15 protein-coding genes are annotated in these 19,275 nt (G+C 45.0%); 10 read left to right on the top strand and 5 right to left on the bottom strand.

Going from position 1 to position 19,275, the window contains the following annotated elements:
- The first annotated feature begins 62 nt into the window (after positions 1 to 62).
- From E2K93_RS09195 to E2K93_RS09165, 7 genes are all read left to right on the top strand, one after another.
- On the top strand, positions 63 to 1,520 hold the full coding sequence (locus E2K93_RS09195; protein WP_135438814.1) for an NAD-dependent succinate-semialdehyde dehydrogenase: 1,458 nt from the start codon (positions 63 to 65) through the stop codon (positions 1,518 to 1,520).
- Entirely contained in the window at positions 1,517 to 2,806 is a 1,290-nt protein-coding gene (gene gabT, locus E2K93_RS09190) for a 4-aminobutyrate--2-oxoglutarate transaminase (RefSeq protein WP_135438813.1), read from the top strand. Before E2K93_RS09195 ends, gabT begins: the two co-directional genes overlap by 4 nt.
- A gap of 43 nt (positions 2,807 to 2,849) precedes the next feature.
- The gene (locus tag E2K93_RS09185; RefSeq protein ID WP_228445242.1) at positions 2,850 to 4,706 is read left to right on the top strand and encodes a PLP-dependent aminotransferase family protein; all 1,857 of its coding nucleotides are present in this window, start codon (positions 2,850 to 2,852) and stop codon (positions 4,704 to 4,706) included.
- A 132-nt stretch (positions 4,707 to 4,838) separates the two neighbouring features.
- Complete coding sequence (locus tag E2K93_RS09180) at positions 4,839 to 5,693, top strand: carbon-nitrogen hydrolase family protein (RefSeq protein WP_135438812.1); 855 nt, start codon at positions 4,839 to 4,841, stop codon at positions 5,691 to 5,693.
- 121 nt (positions 5,694 to 5,814) lie between these two features.
- Positions 5,815 to 8,295: a TonB-dependent receptor gene (locus E2K93_RS09175; protein ID WP_135438811.1), complete on the top strand. Its 2,481-nt coding sequence runs from the start codon at positions 5,815 to 5,817 to the stop codon at positions 8,293 to 8,295.
- A gap of 87 nt (positions 8,296 to 8,382) precedes the next feature.
- Entirely contained in the window at positions 8,383 to 9,981 is a 1,599-nt protein-coding gene (locus E2K93_RS09170; RefSeq protein WP_135438810.1) for a tetratricopeptide repeat-containing sulfotransferase family protein, read from the top strand.
- Positions 9,982 to 9,998: 17 nt separating this feature from the next.
- Positions 9,999 to 11,201 (top strand): MFS transporter, encoded by a 1,203-nt coding sequence (locus tag E2K93_RS09165; protein ID WP_189637736.1) that lies wholly within the window; start codon positions 9,999 to 10,001, stop codon positions 11,199 to 11,201.
- A 182-nt stretch (positions 11,202 to 11,383) separates the two neighbouring features.
- Here E2K93_RS09165 and E2K93_RS09160 read toward each other — a convergent pair whose 3' ends face one another.
- Both E2K93_RS09160 and E2K93_RS09155 read right to left on the bottom strand, forming a co-directional pair.
- On the bottom strand, positions 11,384 to 12,031 hold the full coding sequence (locus tag E2K93_RS09160) for a glutathione S-transferase family protein (protein ID WP_135438809.1): 648 nt from the start codon (positions 12,029 to 12,031) through the stop codon (positions 11,384 to 11,386).
- An 11-nt stretch (positions 12,032 to 12,042) separates the two neighbouring features.
- Complete coding sequence (locus E2K93_RS09155) at positions 12,043 to 12,717, bottom strand: hypothetical protein (protein ID WP_135438808.1); 675 nt, start codon at positions 12,715 to 12,717, stop codon at positions 12,043 to 12,045.
- 260 nt (positions 12,718 to 12,977) lie between these two features.
- Here E2K93_RS09155 and E2K93_RS09150 point away from each other — a divergent pair, with 260 nt between their 5' ends.
- Both E2K93_RS09150 and E2K93_RS09145 read left to right on the top strand, forming a co-directional pair.
- Positions 12,978 to 13,745 (top strand): GntR family transcriptional regulator, encoded by a 768-nt coding sequence (locus E2K93_RS09150; RefSeq protein WP_135438807.1) that lies wholly within the window; start codon positions 12,978 to 12,980, stop codon positions 13,743 to 13,745.
- A gap of 211 nt (positions 13,746 to 13,956) precedes the next feature.
- Entirely contained in the window at positions 13,957 to 15,276 is a 1,320-nt protein-coding gene (locus E2K93_RS09145) for a ferric reductase-like transmembrane domain-containing protein (RefSeq protein ID WP_135438806.1), read from the top strand.
- 4 nt (positions 15,277 to 15,280) lie between these two features.
- On the opposite strand, the gene E2K93_RS09140 is transcribed toward E2K93_RS09145, so the two are convergent.
- The 3 genes from E2K93_RS09140 to E2K93_RS09130 are packed head-to-tail and all read right to left on the bottom strand — an operon-like array spanning position 15,281 to position 18,234.
- Positions 15,281 to 15,982, bottom strand: a complete 702-nt coding sequence (locus tag E2K93_RS09140) for a hypothetical protein (RefSeq protein WP_135438805.1) — start codon at positions 15,980 to 15,982, stop codon at positions 15,281 to 15,283.
- Between the two features lie 15 nt (positions 15,983 to 15,997).
- Entirely contained in the window at positions 15,998 to 16,495 is a 498-nt protein-coding gene (locus E2K93_RS09135) for a VOC family protein (protein WP_135438804.1), read from the bottom strand.
- Positions 16,483 to 18,234, bottom strand: a complete 1,752-nt coding sequence (locus E2K93_RS09130; protein ID WP_135438803.1) for a carbon-nitrogen hydrolase family protein — start codon at positions 18,232 to 18,234, stop codon at positions 16,483 to 16,485. The genes E2K93_RS09135 and E2K93_RS09130 overlap by 13 nt, the downstream gene beginning before the upstream one ends.
- Before the next feature lie 128 nt (positions 18,235 to 18,362).
- Here E2K93_RS09130 and E2K93_RS09125 point away from each other — a divergent pair, with 128 nt between their 5' ends.
- Entirely contained in the window at positions 18,363 to 19,247 is an 885-nt protein-coding gene (locus E2K93_RS09125; protein WP_228445240.1) for an NAD-dependent epimerase/dehydratase family protein, read from the top strand.
- Positions 19,248 to 19,275 lie beyond the last annotated feature (28 nt).

The following is a 19,275-nucleotide window of genomic DNA, read 5'->3' as shown; positions in this document are numbered from 1 at the left end:
ATGTTTTATATTTAACATGATTAGTTTTTGTACTTCAATAACTAAAACACGTGGAGGTACACATGCTCAGTTTAACTAACCCTTCTTTATTAAAGCCTGGCTCATATATTGACGGCAACTGGCACCAAGACAATCAACACTTGGGCGTTAGAAACCCAGTCAATGGTGAATTGGTGCATACTATTGCTAATTCAAATGCACAAGATGTTGTCACCGCAGTCGAGGCCGCCAAAAAGGCACAAAAAGCGTGGCAACAAATGCCGGCAGCCAATCGCGCACAATTGATGCGCAAATGGTACGACTTAATGATGCAAAACCAACACGATTTGGGCGTCATTCTTACCGCCGAACAAGGCAAACCTCTGGCGGAAGCAAAAGGCGAAATAGCCTATGGTGCCGCCTTTATTGATTGGTTTAGTGAAGAAGCCAAACGCGTCTACGGTGATACCATTCCTGCGCCCGCAGGCGACAAACGTATTGTTGTTATCAAGCAACCTGTCGGCGTTGTCGCGGCCATTACCCCATGGAATTTTCCAAACGCAATGATTGCCCGCAAAGCAGCGGCGGCACTTGCTGCCGGTTGTACCTTTGTGGTTCGTCCCGCGACACAAACACCGCTATCAGCGCTTGCAATGGCCGAGCTTGCTGAGCAAGCCGGCATCCCTAAAGGTGTGTTTAATGTGGTGGTCGGCGATAACGCCAGAGCCATGGGACAAGTACTGACCACTCATCCAGATATTGCTAAGTTTACCTTTACCGGCTCCACCGCGGTTGGTAAGTCATTGATCAGTCAATGCGCATCGACGGTTAAAAAAGTTTCGATGGAACTCGGTGGTAATGCGCCATTTATCGTCTTTGATGATGCCGATATCGACGCTGCGGTACAAGGTGCGATCGCCTCAAAATACCGTAATGCGGGACAAACTTGTGTCTGTACCAATCGAATTTTTGTGCACAGCAACATTGCTGAACAATTCAGTGAAAAATTTATTGCTGCGGTTAACCAATTAACCGTAGGTGACGGTATGCAAGACGATGTGCAAATTGGCCCAATGATATCTAAACAAGCGGTCGATGATGTTGATGCTTTGGTGCAACAATCCATTGCAGAAGGTGCGCAGTTAGCCTTGGGTGGTGAGCGTCACCCCTATGGTGACCGTTATTACAAACCAACGGTTATGACTCAAGTTGGCAATCAAATGGCGATTGCCTGTAACGAAATATTTGGCCCGGTAACACCTATCATAACTTTTGATGATGAGCAGCAGGTGATTGCCATGGCGAACGACACAGAATACGGTCTAGCCGCATACTTTTATAGTCGCGACATTGGCCGTATTTGGCGCGTCGCCGAAGCGCTCGAGTATGGCATGGTAGGCATCAATGAAGGTCTTATTTCCAATGCCGCAGCGCCATTTGGCGGCGTTAAACAATCGGGCAATGGCCGTGAAGGGTCGATGTATGGTCTCGATGATTATCTTGAAATCAAATATTTGTGTATGGGTGGTATCGATAGATGAGTAAGCTAAGCAATCAACAATGGCAAGATAGAAAGCAAGCAAGCATTGCCCGCGGTCAAGGTAACGTTTACCCGGTCTATGTCGACCGTGCATTAAACAGCGAAGTGTGGGATGTTGAAGGCAATCGTTATATCGACTTTGGTACCGGCATCGCGGTGTGTAATACCGGCCACAGCCACCCTAAGGTCGTTGCCGCGGTAAGTGAGCAATTAAGTCGTTTTAGCCACAGCTGCGTCATGGTTAATCCCTACCCAGAGGCCATTGCGCTCGCTGAAAAGTTGTGTGAAATCGCCCCAGGCGATAGTGATAAAAAAGCCATATTCGTTACCACCGGCGCTGAGGCTGTGGAAAACTGTATCAAAATTGCTCGTGCTCATACAGGTCGTCGCGGCGTCATCGCCTTTAATGGCGGGTTTCATGGTCGCACCAATTTAGCCATGGGATTGACTGGTAAAATTGCGCCATACAAGAATTTATTTGGCCCGTTTCCAGGCGATATTTATCATGCGCCATTCCCAATTGATTGCCATCAGGTCACGGTTGAAGAGTCTCTAAACGCCCTTAACAATCTATTTAAAGTCGCTATAGCGCCAAGTGATACCGCGGCGATTATCGTCGAGCCGGTGCAAGGCGAAGGTGGCTTCTATCAAGCTCCGGCACAATTTTTACAGGCATTACGCGATTTGTGCGATCAACATGGCATTGTGTTGATTGCCGATGAAATACAAACCGGCTTTGGTCGCACTGGGGCAATGTTCAGTTGCCAACATGCCGCTGTTGAGCCCGATTTAATCACCATGGCAAAAGGCATCGCCGGTGGCTTTCCTATTGCCGCTGTTATTGGCAAGTCAGCAATAATGGATGCGCCATTACCCGGCGGTTTGGGCGGCACCTACGCGGCTTCGCCAATAGGTTGTAGCGCCGCATTAGCGGTATTAGATGTTATCGCCGAAGAAAATCTGGTAGAGCGCGCCAACTTTATTGGCGATACCTTTAATGAACACTTGAGCTTGTTGCAACAACAATACCCACAGTTGATTTTGCAAGTACGCAATCAAGGCGCAATGATCGCTATCGAGTTAATTAAAAACGGTGATGCCAAGCAAGCCAATGTTGAATTAACGCAAAAGATTATTGCCCATGCAGCACAGCACGGTTTGATCCTGCTCGCCTGTGGATTCTATGGCAATGTGATTCGATTTTTACCGGCATTAACCATCAGCAATGAAATTATGAATGAAGGCCTAAATGATTTTGTACGCCTGTTTCATAAACTTGCAAGCTAGGTGGACATTGAGTTAAGTTATTATTTAATAAAGAAATAATGTGATGTCTAGCTTCTCAATGCTTAATCGACTAATACATATCGACGCCAGTTTACCCGAATCGCTGCAAACACAGATTCGGCAAAAACTGGTGGAAGGTATATTAGTTGGCGCTATCGCCCCAGGCAGTAAGCTACCATCAAGCCGAAAACTCGCGAGTCAACTCAATGTATCGCGTAATACCGTAGTATTGGTTTATCAAGCGCTTATCGCCGAAGGCTACATTGAGTCAAAAGAGCGCAGCGGCATTTTTGTTAGCGAGGCGATAACCCAAGGCAAAGTGGAGCAATCGCCAAGCGAAAAACGTTTTAATGGCACCAACAGTTCGAACAAACATCGCTTTAAAGGCGCGATTGCCACCACCAACGCAACATCCTGCCCGGCAGATTGGCGCAACTATCGTTTTCCATTTATCGACGGTAAATACGATTCATCATTGATGCCAATAAAAGAATGGCGTGAAGCCAATGCGAAAGCCAATGCCAGTAGCGAAATACAAGCTTGGGGCAAATTACAGGGCACAGAAGATGACCCCATGCTGCTCGATCAAATTCGCACCAAACTGCTACCACGCCGTGGCATTCAAGCCAGTACCGATGAAATATTGATCACCGTTGGTACGCAACAAGCGCTACATTTAATCTGTCAGTTATTTGTGAATAACGAAGTTCAGGTCGCCGTTGAAGAACCTGGTTACCCGGAAATGCGTGAGTTATTGCAACACAGTGGGGCGAAAATTCAGTTACAAGCGCTAGATGATAAAGGCATTATCGTCGATGACAAGTTAGATCAGTGCGACATTATTTACACCACACCAAGTCACCAAACCCCGACCAGTATCACCATGCCAATGGATCGACGAGACGAGCTACTGAGCAAAGCCCAGCAACAAGATTTATTGATTATTGAAGATGATTTTGAATTTGAGAGTAATTTTTTAGGTCAACCACACCCGGCATTACGCAGCCTAGATAAAGACAATCGAGTGGTTTACATCTCATGTCTGTCAAAGGTCATCGCCTCTGGTGTGCAGCTTGGTTTTATCGTTGCCGATCCTAGCGTCATTACCGAGCTTAAGAAAATACGTAAACTGATGTTACGCAATCCACCCTTGAACAATCAGCGTTCAGTAGCTTACTTTTTGTCGATGGGCTATTACGACGCCTATATGATGCATTTGCATCAAGTATTTTTTGAGCGTTGGCTGACCCTGCGAGAAGCATTAAACATCTACCTTCCTGATTGTATCAATACTGGACCTATCCAAGGGGGTACCGCTTATTGGATTACAGGGCCAAAACAATTAGACGGTGAATATTTACGCCAAAAGGCGGTCGAACACGGCATCTTAATCGAGCCTGTAAAGCGCTATTTTGCCGGTACGTCATATCCGAGCAATTGCTTTCGCATGGGTATCACCAGTATTGCTAACGATCGCATACGTGAAGGCGTAGAAAAACTTGCTGACTTAATTCACCAACTGACCCAAGAGCATGAAGAAACCTTATCTAGCGCCAAAGGTAAATTACTCACTGATGATGAATTACAGCATGTTCTGCCCGGCTCAATCCTTGAGTGCCAAATGGTCTATGGCGTGCCTTGCACCATAGAGCTTAAAGAAAATGGCGTGATGTTAGGTCGCACCGGCGGCAACGATAATGAAGTCGATAGTGGCCGTTGGTGGATCCATAACGGCATGTACTACCGAAAATGGAATTTATGGGGTTATGGTGAGATGAAAGGCTTTTATGTGATCATGGACGGTGATGAAATGAAGTGGTTCGATCAAAATTATTGTTTTGTACGCCAACTGGACTATTGCCGCGAACACCCCGCCACAACCCACCTTGCAAGATCTTGATAGCGGTGCCAATTCACTTGCCAGCAAACTGGCACCATAAATAACATCAATCTGGTACTAACCAATATTCAAGCAATCCTTTAGCTTAAAAATCATCCAATCAATCTATACGACCCATAAGAGGCGAATTTCATGAGTCATTTTGCCATTGCCGGTTTACAACTGCGTTTACCCGAGCAAGACAACCTGCCATTGATAACCAGCAAAATTAAAGAAACCAAACGTCGGTTTCCTTGGGTTGACATGATAGTGTTCAGTGAATTGGCCACCTTTGGTACAGATAAAGCCCATGCTGAGCCGCTCCCCTCTAAAACAGAACAATTTTATTGTCAGTTAGCAAAAGAGCTTAACGTTTGGTTAATACCGGGCAGTCATTACGAACAACTTGATGAGCAAATATACAATACCGCCAGCGTTATCAATAACCAGGGTGAAGTCATTGAAAGATATAGAAAAATATATCCTTTTTACCCATATGAAAGCGATGTGGCAGCGGGCTCAGAATGTGTCGTCTTTGATGTACCTGGTGGCCGTATTGGGGTGGCGATTTGTTATGACCTGTGGTTCGGTGAAGTGGCACGCAGCATGGCTTGCCAAGGTGCAGAAGTGCTGGTTTACCCAACACTAACTGGCACCATTGACCGACCAGTAGAGCTGGCAATGGCGCAAGCAACGGCAGCCAGTAACCAAGCCTATGTATTTTCCATTAACGCTGCGAGTGACACGGGTAATGGTCAATCGATTGTGGTTGGCCCAGATGGTGGAGTGGTATATCAAGCCACGGCCGACAGCGAAATTATCCCTATCGAGATTGATTTTAACCAAGTACGCCATAATCGCGAGCGTGGCTTGCACGGCCTTGGACAAGTATTAAAAAGCTTTAGAGACAACTCGGTTGAATTCCCTATCTATCAAGATAAAGCAATTAAAAACAAAGAATTAAATAAACTTGGCGCACTGGAAGTGCCAACCAAAAAAACTAAGTAATGATTTAAATTAGCGAGCCTCTGAACTGGACCTATTATATCTCTTGAACTGGTACTAAGAGATAGTGGTTGACTGGTCTACTCTCAAAACAGGCGAAAAAAACAACAATACGGAGCCCACTATGACAAGAGTAACCTTTAATCGATCGAGTATTGCCTCGGCTATCAGCACAGCGCTGTTAGTCAGCATGCCAGCGATGAGCTATGCCGAAGAGCAAGCCAGCGCAGAGACTGATGAGGCACAAATCGAACGTATTCAGGTAACGGCTACTCACCGCCTGGTTGCACAAGAAGAATTGCCTTTTAATATTTCCTCGGTATTAGGCAGCGACATCGAACGCAACAATATCGTCGACAACACCGAATTACTGCGTAACGTCGCTGGTATCACCATCATTGACCGCGGTCACCGTAACGGCGCACTTGCCAACTCTATGGTTGTTCGTGGTATCAATGTTGATAATGGCGTAGCCGGTGCCAACGTAGGTTTATCTACCGCACCAACCGTTGCCACTTATGTCGATAGCACACCTGTATTTGCTAACTTCTTACTGAAAGATTTACAACGTGTGGAAGTATTGCGTGGCCCACAAGGTACGCTATACGGCTCTGGTGCCTTAGGTGGTACCGTGCGTTACATCATGAATCGTCCTGATGCGGATTTAACCGAAGGTAGTTTCAAATTTGATATCGGCCAAACAGACGGTTCAGATGGCGAAAACATGGCATTTGACGGTATGTTCAATATGCCTATCACCGACAAGTCTGCGGTACGTATTGTGTTGAGCCATATTGATAATGACGGGGTTATTGATCACCCATTATTGTATAAGCTCGACGACAATGGCATCCCAATGGTCGAAGCTGATGATGGCAGCTGTGCGAGTCCTCGCGACAGTGGTTTAACTGCCGACGAAATCGTTTATAACGGTGCTTGTTATGAAAGCAAAGACGATGTTGATACCGTAGAAATCACTTACGTTAAGGTTGCTTTTGGTTGGGAAGTTACTGATAACGTTAACTTACTTTTGACACATCATTACCAAGAAGATGAAATCGGCGGTCGCCGTGCGGTCACTCGTGGTGCAGATTATCTTGGCAACGAATACGGTGAATACGATAACGGTTCAACCTTACTTGAGCCTTCTGAACGCGATATGTCATTGACCAGTTTAGAACTAAGCGCAGATCTCGGTTTTGCCACATTGACATCAAACACCTCGTTTTATGAACATGACGGTAACGGCTGGCGTGATAACACAGGCTTGTGGGTATCTGGCGGTCGTGACTGGTACAACGCCTGGTATCGCGGTAACCCAAGACCTGCATCACATGTTGAAGCGGGTTTTGATGAGGAAGCATTGGTTCAAGAATTACGCCTCGTTTCAAATAATGATGGCAACGACAAGATTGATTGGATCCTTGGTGTTTACTATATGGACCAAGATCGCGAAACCAATAACTTCTCACACTTACGTGGTTTAGAAGAATACGGTGTTGCCTGTAATGAATTGCCGGATGATGCACCATGTTGGTCTTGGTGGGTCGGTGCGCCAACAGATAAGGATTTCACCTATATTCGTAAAGAAACCTTTGAAGATTTGGCGATATACGGTGAGCTTACCTATCATCTAACCGATGACTTGCACTTGACTGCTGGCGCGCGTTGGTTTGATAACAGCCTGGAAAATGAAACGGCGATTAATGCTTATTATGGTCAACCTCGCGAGATTCCTTTTGAAGACTTTCCAGATCAGGATGAAGATGATGTATTGCTGAAGTTTAACTTGGCTTACGACATTAGCGATACCTTGATGACTTACGCAACCTACTCTGAAGGTTTCCGTCGCGGTGGCTCAAATGCAATTCCGACCGACGGTCCATTTGCAGAGCTTAATCCAGAGACAGTTGAGACCTTTGAAAAAGATACCGTGAAAAACTATGAGCTTGGTTTAAAAGGCTTTGGTGATTGGTACTCTTTCTCAGCTGATATTTATTTTGTTGATTGGGAAGATCCGCAGCTAAATACCGGTACCGCCTGGTGGGCATTCTTTATGGCACAAAATGGTGAATCAGCAGAAACCAAAGGTTTTGAAGCTGAATTCAACATTGCTGTATCGCAAAACCTTAACATGCACTTTGGTTACTCTTACACCGATGCCGAGCTTAGCGATGATGTTATTCAACCGCAAACCGGTGGCATAGTGGCAGAGTCAGGCGCAAGTTTACCGGGCGTAGCTGAGAATGTATTTTCAGCCAGCTTGAATCACACCATGCAATTAACCGATGAAATTGAGATGTTGTCTAATATCTCCGCTTACTATCAGTCAGATACAACCAACCATATTTCAGAAACCAGCACGATTTACGATGAGTTCGATAGTTTCACTATCTTTAACGCATCAGTGCAGTTCCTAATGGATAATTGGGGTTTGACTGTATACGCGAAAAATATCGGCAATGAAGAAGGGGTTACCGCAAGTTACCCAGATGCTTACTTATCTACCGATACAGGCGCATTTGAAAACTACTACGGTAATAACCAAAAAGAATATATAGCCACACCTCGCACTATCGGTGCGGCAATTTCCTATAAATTCTAACTCCCTGCAAATAATGGAGCCATGGCAAACGTCATGGTTCCATTGTTTGTATTCTGTCGCTATGATAAAGCAAAAAGAAATGCTTAAATGAGTCAATTCAGCTTAAAACAACAACGGCTAAATCAAGGTGTTGAATACCTTAAAAACAAACAATTACAACAAGCTATCGCTGTTAGCCGGTCGTTAAATCACGACTATCCCGATTGCGCCAACAGTTGGTATTTTACCAATCAAGTCGCCCTAGCTAGCGGTAACCTCAATGTCGCTTTGACTAGTTTAGACAAAGCTTGTGCACTCAATAACAACCCTAACTGGCAATTGCAATTAGCCAAGCTTGCACTGCAAGGTCAACAATATGCCAAGGCCAAAAAGCTGGTGCAACAACTGAGTTCGCAGACCTTAAGCGCCAATCAAGATAATCAATTAGCGCTGCTGCTGAGCCAACTCGATTCACCAAAGCTCGCCATTCAACATTACCAATCGGCAATCAATAAAGATGCCAGCAATCATCAACATTATTACAGTCTCGGTGCGGTGCAACGCCATCAAGGCGACTTGGTTGACGCCGAACGCAGCTTAACGAAAGCCATCGAATTAAACCCACGAGATGTTGACGCCCATTGTTTGCGGGTGGACTTGCGCAAGCAAACCAAGCAAGGCAATTACATAGAACAATTGCACAGCCTTGTTGACCAATCATTGTCAGCTAAGGATACGGTGCAAGTGCAGTTTGCGTTAGCAAAAAGCTACGAAGATTTGCAGCAATATGAGCACGCCTTTAAGCATCTTGATAAAGGTTGCCAGCTGCGCCGAAAACACCTTAATTACGACATAAATCAAGACACTAAGATAATTGATAGCATTAAAGAGACATTTGATGCCAATTGGCTGCAACAACATGGTTCGACACCAGTAGACAATAATTCATTGGCACCTGTGTTTATCATCGGCATGCCTAGAGTCGGTTCAACCATGGTGGATCAGCTATTAGCAATGTCGCAACAGATTCAGCCACTTGGAGAATTAAATCATTTTTCCAGTGTGTTATCACAACTTACCCGACAGCTGAAAAAACCGATTAATAGCGCACAACAATTTGTACGTTGCGCCAGTGAGGTAGACTTTGCTCAGCTTGGTCAGCGCTATAGCCAATCAGTACAGCAACAGTTTTCGGAAAAACTCGTTGATAAGCGCATGTTTAGCGATAAGTTACCACTAAATTATTTGTATGTTGGCTTAATTAAAGCCGCCATTCCTAATGCCAAGTTTATCCATGTTCAACGCGATCCTATGGATACCTGTTATGCGGTTTACAAGACCTTGTTTCAGCAGGTTTATCCATTTTCCTATGAGCAAACCGAGTTGGCACAATACTACGTTGCCTATCGCCAGTTGATGCAACATTGGCAACAACTTTGCGGCGACAGCATTTATCAGTTGCAATATGAAGACTTGGTTGCCGATCCACAACAACAAGGCAAAGCCTTGTACCAGTTCTTACAATTGCAGTGGCATGACAACTACGCCAACATTGAAAACTCATCGACTCATGTGACCACCGCCAGTGCCAGTCAAGTGCGTCAATCCATTCACAATAAATCAGTCAATAAATGGCGTCACTATCAGCAGCAACTCCAGCCTATGCAGAACATTCTGCAGCAAGCTGACTTGCTTGATAGCGAATAAACAATGGAACAAACCACATGACGGCAACATCAACCAGTAATGAGAATCCCATGAACAAAAGCTATAAATTGGCACCAAATTCAGCTATCGCCCGGGTTTGTTTAGCCTTTTTGGCAACCGCAGGGATATTCTACGTCAATATTATGCCTGCCCTTGTGAACGGCTTAAAAGAAGGTTTGATGTTTACCAATCAGCAAGCCGGGTTTGTCAGTAGTGCCAATTTATATGGTGCGGCTATTGGCTCGTTTGCTGCGGTATTAATGATCAAAAAAATCAATTGGCGTCGCTGGTCTTATGGCTTACTCATGTCGTTATTAGTGATTGATTTGCTATGTGTTTATATTGAGTCGGCAAGCGTTATGATCGCGGTTCGCGGTTTGCATGGTATCACCGGCGGTCTGTTGGTTGGTATCGGCTTTTGTATTATGTCGCGAACCACCGAGTCCGATAAAACCTTCGGTTATCTGTTATTTATTCAATGGGGTTTGGGTGGCTTAGGCATTATGTTTTTACCGGCCATGGTACCGGTATACGGCACAGGTATTTTATTTATCTCATTGATTGCCTTTACCTTAGTAACACTGCTCATGCTGCCTTTCTTACCGTCTTATCCGGTGTCGAAAGAGTCGAGCTCAGCTGCCAAAAGCAAAGTATTAACGTTGCCATTAATGCTCACTCTCGCGGCAATATTTTTATTTCAAGCGGCTAATATGGGCTTATTTGCCTATGTCATAGGATTAGGTAAAGCAGAAGGTCTTAGCCTTGACTTTATGAGCCCGGCGCTTGCTATGGCGAGCTGGATTGCTCTGCTTGGTTCGTTCTTAGTGATCATCATAGGGACTAAGTTTGGCCGCTCGTTACCTATTTTATTATCGGTTATGCTCACCGCCATCTGTACTTGGTTATTGCACTACAGTGAAGTGGAAAGTATCTACCTGATCACCAATGTCGTTATTGGCATCACCTGGGCATTTGCCTTGTCCTATCTATTTGGCTTGTGTTCTGAATTCGATAAAGCGGGACAAATGGCGGCATTAGGTGGTTTCGCTTCAAAAATGGGTTTGGCTTCTGGCCCTATGGTCGCTGCCATGTTGTTAGGTGACGACCATTACGGCTTGGTTATTAATATTTCTGCCATGGCCTTGGTAGCTTGCGCGCTTATTGCCATGCAACCAGCAATAACCATCGACAAACGCATTTCAAGGGGTCAGAACAGTTGAAAATGCGCCTTTTCAAGGGGTCAGAACAGTTGAAATGGTGCCTGCTATTGGCCTAGAAAATGGCTAACAAAAATAGCTAAGAAAAATAGCCAAGAAAAATAGCCAAGAAAAAAGGCCGAACCCTATACTGGAGTTCGGCCTTTTTCCTATTGGGAGAAGGTTATATTCGTGGTTATTGCAACTTATGAGGCCTGTTTACTGGCGGCAACAAAGCCTTTAAATGCGCGATTCATCTCGTCAATACCTAAAGCCACATCGGCGTCTTTTTGCACCCATTGCCACCAAGCATTGAGATTATCGTAATCAGCCAATAAATTTTTAATATTAAATAATTTGGGCGTCTCTAGAGTAAAAAACATTGTCGTTGCCAAGGCGATATCAGCAATATTCACTGACCGATTTAGATCTTGCCCGGCTAGCAGTCGGTCACCTTTATTAAGCTCCGCTTTTATTGCCGCGACCTCGTCGTCAATATTTAGCTCAAGCGATAACAACACCGCGCGAAACATGGGAAACAGCGATGGACCAAGGTGTAAGTCTGCATAGCGGCCAATTTGACTCATTTGCGCAACGCTAAATGCATCATCACTGCTAAGTGACACCTCGGGATACACCTGTTCAAGGTACTGCATTATGGTCCAAGACTCCGCCAGATGACGGCCATCATCAAGCTCTAAGACCGGAATTTTACCCAATGGATATTTGTTGAGAAACTCAGGAGTTCGCAGTGCTGGCTCCGGTGCGCAAATGTCGATAGGCAACGATTTTTTGCGAATTTGAATGCGCACACGAGTAGAATAGGGAGAAAAGTCAGAGCTTAATAATCGCATAAGATATCCTTTTAAGGCGTGATTAAATGCATGCCGAGAGCGGCGTTCACTAATAGGCCTACCCAAATAAGGTAGACAAAGGGACGAACTTTAGCCAAAGATTTCTGTAACCGGCCATCAACATCAGGATTTGGGCCGTCTTTCATCATTTCCATAAAAGCCGGAATAAAAGGTTTTAGCATCACTCGAATACCCAAACCACAGGCGACTAACGCGGCAAAGAACAGTAATTTCCAAGCAATATATCCCGCCTGAATATATTGTGGCGATTGAGCTAGCCAATGTTCAGCACACACCGCCAGACAAACTAAAATCACCGCTATGCGGAAATTAAAATCAAACTTAGTTAACGGCTGCACAAACGCTTTGCCGTGACCAAAGTGAATCGCTAACACCATGGCCAACCATAGCGCGCATATCAGCCATACCAATACCAGAGCCCATAACGGCATTTGAATTAACCCAGAAGAATAAGCCATTTGCATGCCCGGACCGAGGATAAGCGCCATGCAGATACGCGGTCCTTGATCAACGCCCATCATAATAGTCAACGCGGTACTGCGCTGCTGTGACGTCAGGCCTTGTTTAGCGACAAAACGCGATGCATAAAAGGTGCCGAGATCGCCACCGAGCCAATAGACAAACAAAAGTAGATGTAAAAGCTTAAAAACCAGATATTCAGTCATTCAATTTTCCAAAAGGGTAAACCTATTCCCTTTGTGTTACGTAAACCATGAAGGCTCTTAATGGCCTTTAACTGACATTAAAACAGACTAGAGAACAGGGATAAATGACATAAATCATCTTGATTAATGTTGCATTTGTAATGTGATTATATCATTATGCGTTTATATTCCCTCGTACATAAAATCGACAGAAATTCAGCGCTTAACGGGCCTGATTCGATTTCTGTTGCGCTAATAACGAATTAAGAAGATATATCAATATGACATTTGAAGAGTTACTAAGTGATCCTCGCTTAGGTCAGGCCTTGAAGTCGGATGTACCTACCCCGCTGTATCATCAGGTATATCTGTTCTTGAAAGAAAAAATCCATTTGGGTGAAATCCCATTTGGCGAAAAAATGCCGACCGAACATCAGCTATCAGAAGCATTTTCAGTTTCACGAATCACCGCAAAACGCGCCATGGATGAGCTCGCCGAGGAAGGATATATCTCACGTCGTCGCGGTAAAGGATCGCATGTTATCTACAAACACCGTGCAGAGCAGCTTAAAGCGCCACTGTCTGGTTTATTAGAAAACTTGAAAACCCTTGGCCAAGAAACCGAAGTTCGTTCAATCACCTTCCAAAAGGCGGTACCACCGTTGGATATCCAAGAGCGATTTGGTATTGGTCCTGATGAAGAACTGATTCAATCTGTGCGGGTACGTATGAGTGATGGCCAACCATTTGGTTATTACGTCAGTTGGACCCGTGACATCGGTGAACTATATAGCGAACAGTCATTGTACAACTCATCGCGCATGGAAATATTCCGCAAAGCCGGTATCCAACTTGATAAGGTGCAACAATCGGTTACCGCTACGTTATCGAATATGGACACCGCATTAGTCTTGGAAATCCCAACAGGGCGACCACTTTTGTTGTTAGATCGCTCCATGTATGACGCCGATGGCAAGTTGTTCGATCATTTATATGCCATATATCGACCGGATAAATACCAGTTCGATATGGAATTCTCAATGAAGTAATAACACATTACTTGCCACAAAAGGTCAACATCAGGTTGGCCTTTTTTATTTCTGCTTTGACGCTATAGCGCTAATTTTCAACATTCCCTTTATCTTGACGATTGCCTGTTCGCCGCGAGTGAAACACTGACTTGCTCTGCTGCCGGTTACTATCTAGGCTTTACTTAGCCATGTTCATTGTTTACTAGTACGGTATTGTCATTGAGGGGATATGAAAAGAATAGACATCGCCTATTGGCTGATAATCATCAGCTTTACCTTACTTTGGCTGACCAGCGAATTCCCTTTCGATGCGCCAATGACGGTAAGAATATTTAAGCACGCCTATATGCAATACACCGGGGTGATGGCAACACTATTGATGAGTGTAGTCACCATCATGAGTTTACGGATACCAACCATCAACCATTGCTTAGATGGTTTGGACAAAGTTTATCGGCTGCACAAATGGCTCGGTATCAGTGCTTTAGTGTTTGCCGTATTGCATTGGTTTGGTGATGGCATTGCGCCCTTACTTGCTAAGTCGGGGTTATTTGCGGTTATTGAAACCAAGCAAATGGCGCGAATTCATGGCGATCATCTGTTTTCTCAGGAGCTACGAGATAGCGCGAAAACAATCGGCGAAATTGGCGTCTATGTTGTAATCCTATTTGTCAGCATCGCATTAATGGATAAGATTCCTTATCACCTATTTAAAAAGACCCATAAATGGATTTCGGTGATCTATCTGCTTTTGGTTTTTCACTCCGTCATTTTGACAAAGGAAGACTACTGGTTAAGCGCATTTGGCCTTGGCTATGGACTGATTATGCTGCTCGGTTCATTGGCCGCGATCGCCGCACTGCTCGGTAAAATCGGCGCCAGCAAAAAAACCGCCGGCAAAATCATCAAACTCACCCCATATGATGATGTGGGCGTAATTGAAGCGACCATCGAGATGCAACCTGGTTGGCCTGGTCATATTGCTGGGCAATTTGCCTTTCTCACCTCCAATAATCATGAAGGTGCGCATCCCTATACGATTTCCTCAGATTGGTGTGCTGAGCGTAGGCAATTAGTGTTCACCATTAAAGCGCTTGGCGACTGGACCAATCAACTGCGCGGCTGGTTAAAACTGGATATGCCGGTCGTTGTTGAAGGCCCCTATGGCGATTTCAACTTTAACGACAAATGTACGCGGCAAATTTGGATTGGCGCAGGCATCGGCATTACCCCATTTATCGCCAAAATGCGCGACCGCCTGCACTCCCCTGACACCAAACCTATCGATTTGTTTGTTTGCGCGTCTGATGAAAATGCACGAATACAACGTAAACTTGAGCTACTGGCTAAAAAGGCCAATGTATCCATTCATTGGTATATCCAAGAAAAGCTAAGCGCCGAAAAAATACGGCAACTGGTGCCTGAATGGCACCACGCCAGTGTGTGGTTTTGTGGTCCAGCGCCATTTGGTGAGAGCGTCAAAAATGACATGCGTAAAGCCGGCATGAAACGCGCCGACTTTCATCAGGAATTATTCCAATTTCGTTAGTGAGTTAAGCGGATACCGCAGCTTTGCACAAAGTCACCTGCCACAGTTTTTGTGGTGCTTGTTGCCATTGATAAAAATCCAATTGGCCATGTTCATTAAGATAAAATTGCGCACTGTCTTCTTGGTAATGCTCACTAATAAACTGGAATTTACGACCGCGCCCATTCACCCCTTTGGCTTTACTGGTGCGCATATCAAAACTTGGTTTTAGTTTATCGTTATAGCCACTTTCGGGACGAATATCTGGGATCAGTACTTGCCGCTTAGCCTGACCTCGCAACTTACAATCGATTAGCATCTGGCCACTGAAGATGCGCAACAATGGAAAGATGACCAAGTCAGGGTCGTGCCCTTGCTGCTTAAATATATCTCCTGGATGACTCTGGCTTACTTGCCAATTGCCGTCTTTATCGATTTTATATTGGGCGATAATTTCCGGGTTATCACCTTCTTGATAGCTTAGATCGATGGTTTGTGTGCTCTTGGTGATATGGCAACTCACCGCCAGTAACACCTTATATTGACGGGAATAACGCACACTACGAATAATTTGCATGTCGCCATTTTCAAGAATTTGCCAAGGCTCTTGTAAATCCGTACTTTGATGATTGAGTGTATAGTCGTAACAGCCCTGATCCTTTACCTTAAAATGGGTCTGTTGAATCCGGGTTAACGGCACATATTTATCCAATAAGCTGATATCCATCAACACTCTCCTTTGTTACTGCGTTGCTGTTACTTCAATCAATTCAAGATAATGGCCGTCGATGCTATGCGGATCGAGGTATACCATTTTCTTGACGCCCATATCGACAATGCCATCAGGGGTGACATAACCGGGCGTGATGCCTTGCGTTGCGAGTATTGCCATACAGGCATCAATATCCGCCACTTGCCAAGCTAAGTGGTTTATACCGCCGCCACCGCTGTTGGCATTCGCCAACAAACTGGTAAACGGCTCAGCCAAGGCCTGAATTAATTCCACTTGAGTACCTTTTAGGTCCAAAAAGGCAAATCGTGTTGCAGCATCGTGCTGCGAAAAGTCGGGAAAAACCGTGATATCTTGATCATCTATGCCATATATTCGCTTAAACGTGGCAATGCTCGATTGCAAATCTTCGACGATATAACCGACATGCGCGAGACCAATCAATTGCTCCGCTAACACTTGACCAAGTACGGATTGCCCAGTTTCAGACGACTTGATTACTGCTCGCATAGTGATGCCTCCTTGACCTTGGGCAGCGATTCTGCCTTTTTCATTAAGGTGTCGCTGAGTTGCCAAGGTCGCTGACTAAGTAGGTCGGTATCCGCTGACATTAGCTTGTTGGTGGCCGCATTAGGGTAGATAAAACCGCTGGTCAACTCGCTGTTTTGACGGGTGACAATAGGGTAATTAATATGACCATCAAACTGACGCTTCTGCCACGTACTCATTAAGGTAAAGTCATACGGTAAGGCAGCAATAAGTCCGGCAACGGTATGTCTTGAGGTTTGTGATTGCAGCTGGTTATCACGGGAACAGGCTATCACATTGATACGATTTTCGGCGGAACGACTGAGCAAGCCGTAATCCGCTTCCCAGGCTTGTTGAATGTCGATTGGGCAAACAATAGCATGGGCGCCTTTTAGCGCCGCGACTTTGGCTAATTCAGGGTAACAAACATCATCTCCAGTCAATAACGCGACATTTCCCCATGGCAGCCGACATATCTTTAACTCATCGGCCAACTCACTCCATGCCAAGCGATTGCAGTGATGTAATTGTCTTTGGCTAAAACGTATGCCCGAATCATCAATTAACACCGCTTTGTGTTGCTTGAAGTGGACAATGGATGTCACTAAATATTGCTCCGGTTTTAAGCTTGCGGCAATTTCGCGAACCAATACATCACTGAGTTTGCCTGCGGTTGCTAAGTCATTTGCGCCCGCAGCGTAGGCTTGTTTTAAAAAGCACAGCTCAGGCAATACGATCAACTGCTCATTAAGGTCACGAATACGACGCTTTAGCTGACTGATGCCGAGCAGAGGATCGATTGTCTTGTCGTCAACTTGCAGTAACCCAACACTGACTTGTTTATCTCCGCCTTGGCAATATTCGGCCAAGGCTGGTTTGGCGATATCTTGATACAACTCAGGTCGACGATTATTAAACACCTGACTTTTGTCGGCGCGCTGCATACTGCGGGCTGAATGCAAATCGACGTCAGCGTAAATAAAACCCGGCTCGTTGTATGGCGCTTTGGCGAGGACACGGCCATCAGGTGCAACTATCTGACTTTCCCCTGCACCATACAAGTATTGTTTAGGAATGTTTGTCGCATGTGCTACTTCTTCAAGAATTTGCTCAGGAATTAACGCACCAGTTTTGTTTGCCGCGACCAAATACACGCCATTTTCAACGGCTCGTGCAGGGACATGCAACGCCGCCTCATCGAGAGCAAAGGAATTTAATGAATCACAAAATAGCTGTGCACCGCGAATGGCTAAACCTCTTGGGGTTTCACAGGTTACTCCATCTCGACAAGGAAACATCGCCAAATTACCGTACTCACTGACCACAATAGGCGAAAGCTGATCGGCTCGTTTAAAGAAGGTGTTTTCGTGCCCCATAAGGGTTTGTTTATCAGCGGTCGCCAGTATTTGGCCATTTTTATCGAACATGACTGAGGTTACGGTAATGTCAGGATGCTGGCGCCGTAAACTGACATTGATGACAATAAAGCTGTTATATTGTGCTGCTTTTTTGGCAATGCTTTGTAAGAACTCACCATCGATATCTAGCGCTAATTGCCAGGCATGCGCTTGGTCTTGATACCAAGACAAGGCATTACAAAATTCTGGTAACACCATCAAATCAGGTTGGCATACAGCTGCCTTATCTATCATTTGCAAGCATGTTTGAAGATTGTCTTCGACGTCCAAAGTGCTGGCAAATTGCAACGCCGCAACGCGCATATTCTGCTCCAAAGATTTAAATTATGAGATTTAATCAGTCAATTAAATGACATATGTTTATAACAAAGTTTGACACATTGTTATAATGTTAATACATTAGGTCTTATTAAGTCATCTTAAAACAAAGTTTGAGCAAAATGAAAGTATTAATTTTAGGGCTTGGTCATGTTGGCAAAGCCGTCGCACAAAAGTTAAAACAAAAAGGTGTGACCATTGTTGGCACCACAACCACGCCAGAAAAAGTCGCTGAGCTTGAAACCTTGGTCGACGAAGTTCATGTATTAAAAGGCGAAGAGACCGACAAAGTCATCGCTGCAGCGCAAGGTTGTGATTTAATTGTTGCTACCGTAGCTCCGAATGTGCGCAAAACGCGAACCATAGAAGAACGTGAAACTCATTACCATCAAGCATTAGAATTAAGCTGTCAAAGCGCTGCACAGGCATGCCCTAGAGTCATATTCCTGTCGAGTTTTTCTGTCTATGGCGATGGTGGCGACGATTCAGCGCCAATTTCTGAAACCACGCCAACGTCAAATCACCAAGAACCCAGCTCTAAATACTATCAAAAAGCCGAGCAACAAGTGTTGTCAGCGGATGCTGGTTGTGTGTTGCGCTTCCCTGATATGTATGGCGCCCCTGGCGATTTAGACTTTGCTCAGCGGGTGAATATGGCGATTGAATATTTTGGTGGCAAAGCCATTTTTGGTGCCGACGCCCCACTTTACGCGATTCATTTCAATGATGTGGTTGATGCTGTATGTCATGTCATCGACAACCAGCTCACCGGCATCTTCAACGTTTGTGATAATGCCCATGTTCCTTATACCAACCAACAAGTATTTGATGCGATTTGCGACGCCAATGGTTGGACTCGCCTCGAGTTTTTAAATCAGATCAAAGCGCCGAATCGTAAGATCAGCGCCGATAAGATTTACGCCACGGGTTATACCGTCAAGCATCAAGACCCTAATCGAGACGTTGTTGAAAACAATCAGCAACAAGCCAGCGCCTAACAACCAATGAGCAGTCGCTAAGGAATTG

Origin of the sequence: Thalassotalea sp. HSM 43, assembly GCF_004752005.1 — a bacterium.
In the GTDB taxonomy this organism is placed as follows: Bacteria; Pseudomonadota; Gammaproteobacteria; order Enterobacterales; family Alteromonadaceae; genus Thalassotalea_A.
Note: the sequence above shows the minus strand (reverse complement) of the source record. Positions and strands in the feature narration are given on the sequence as shown.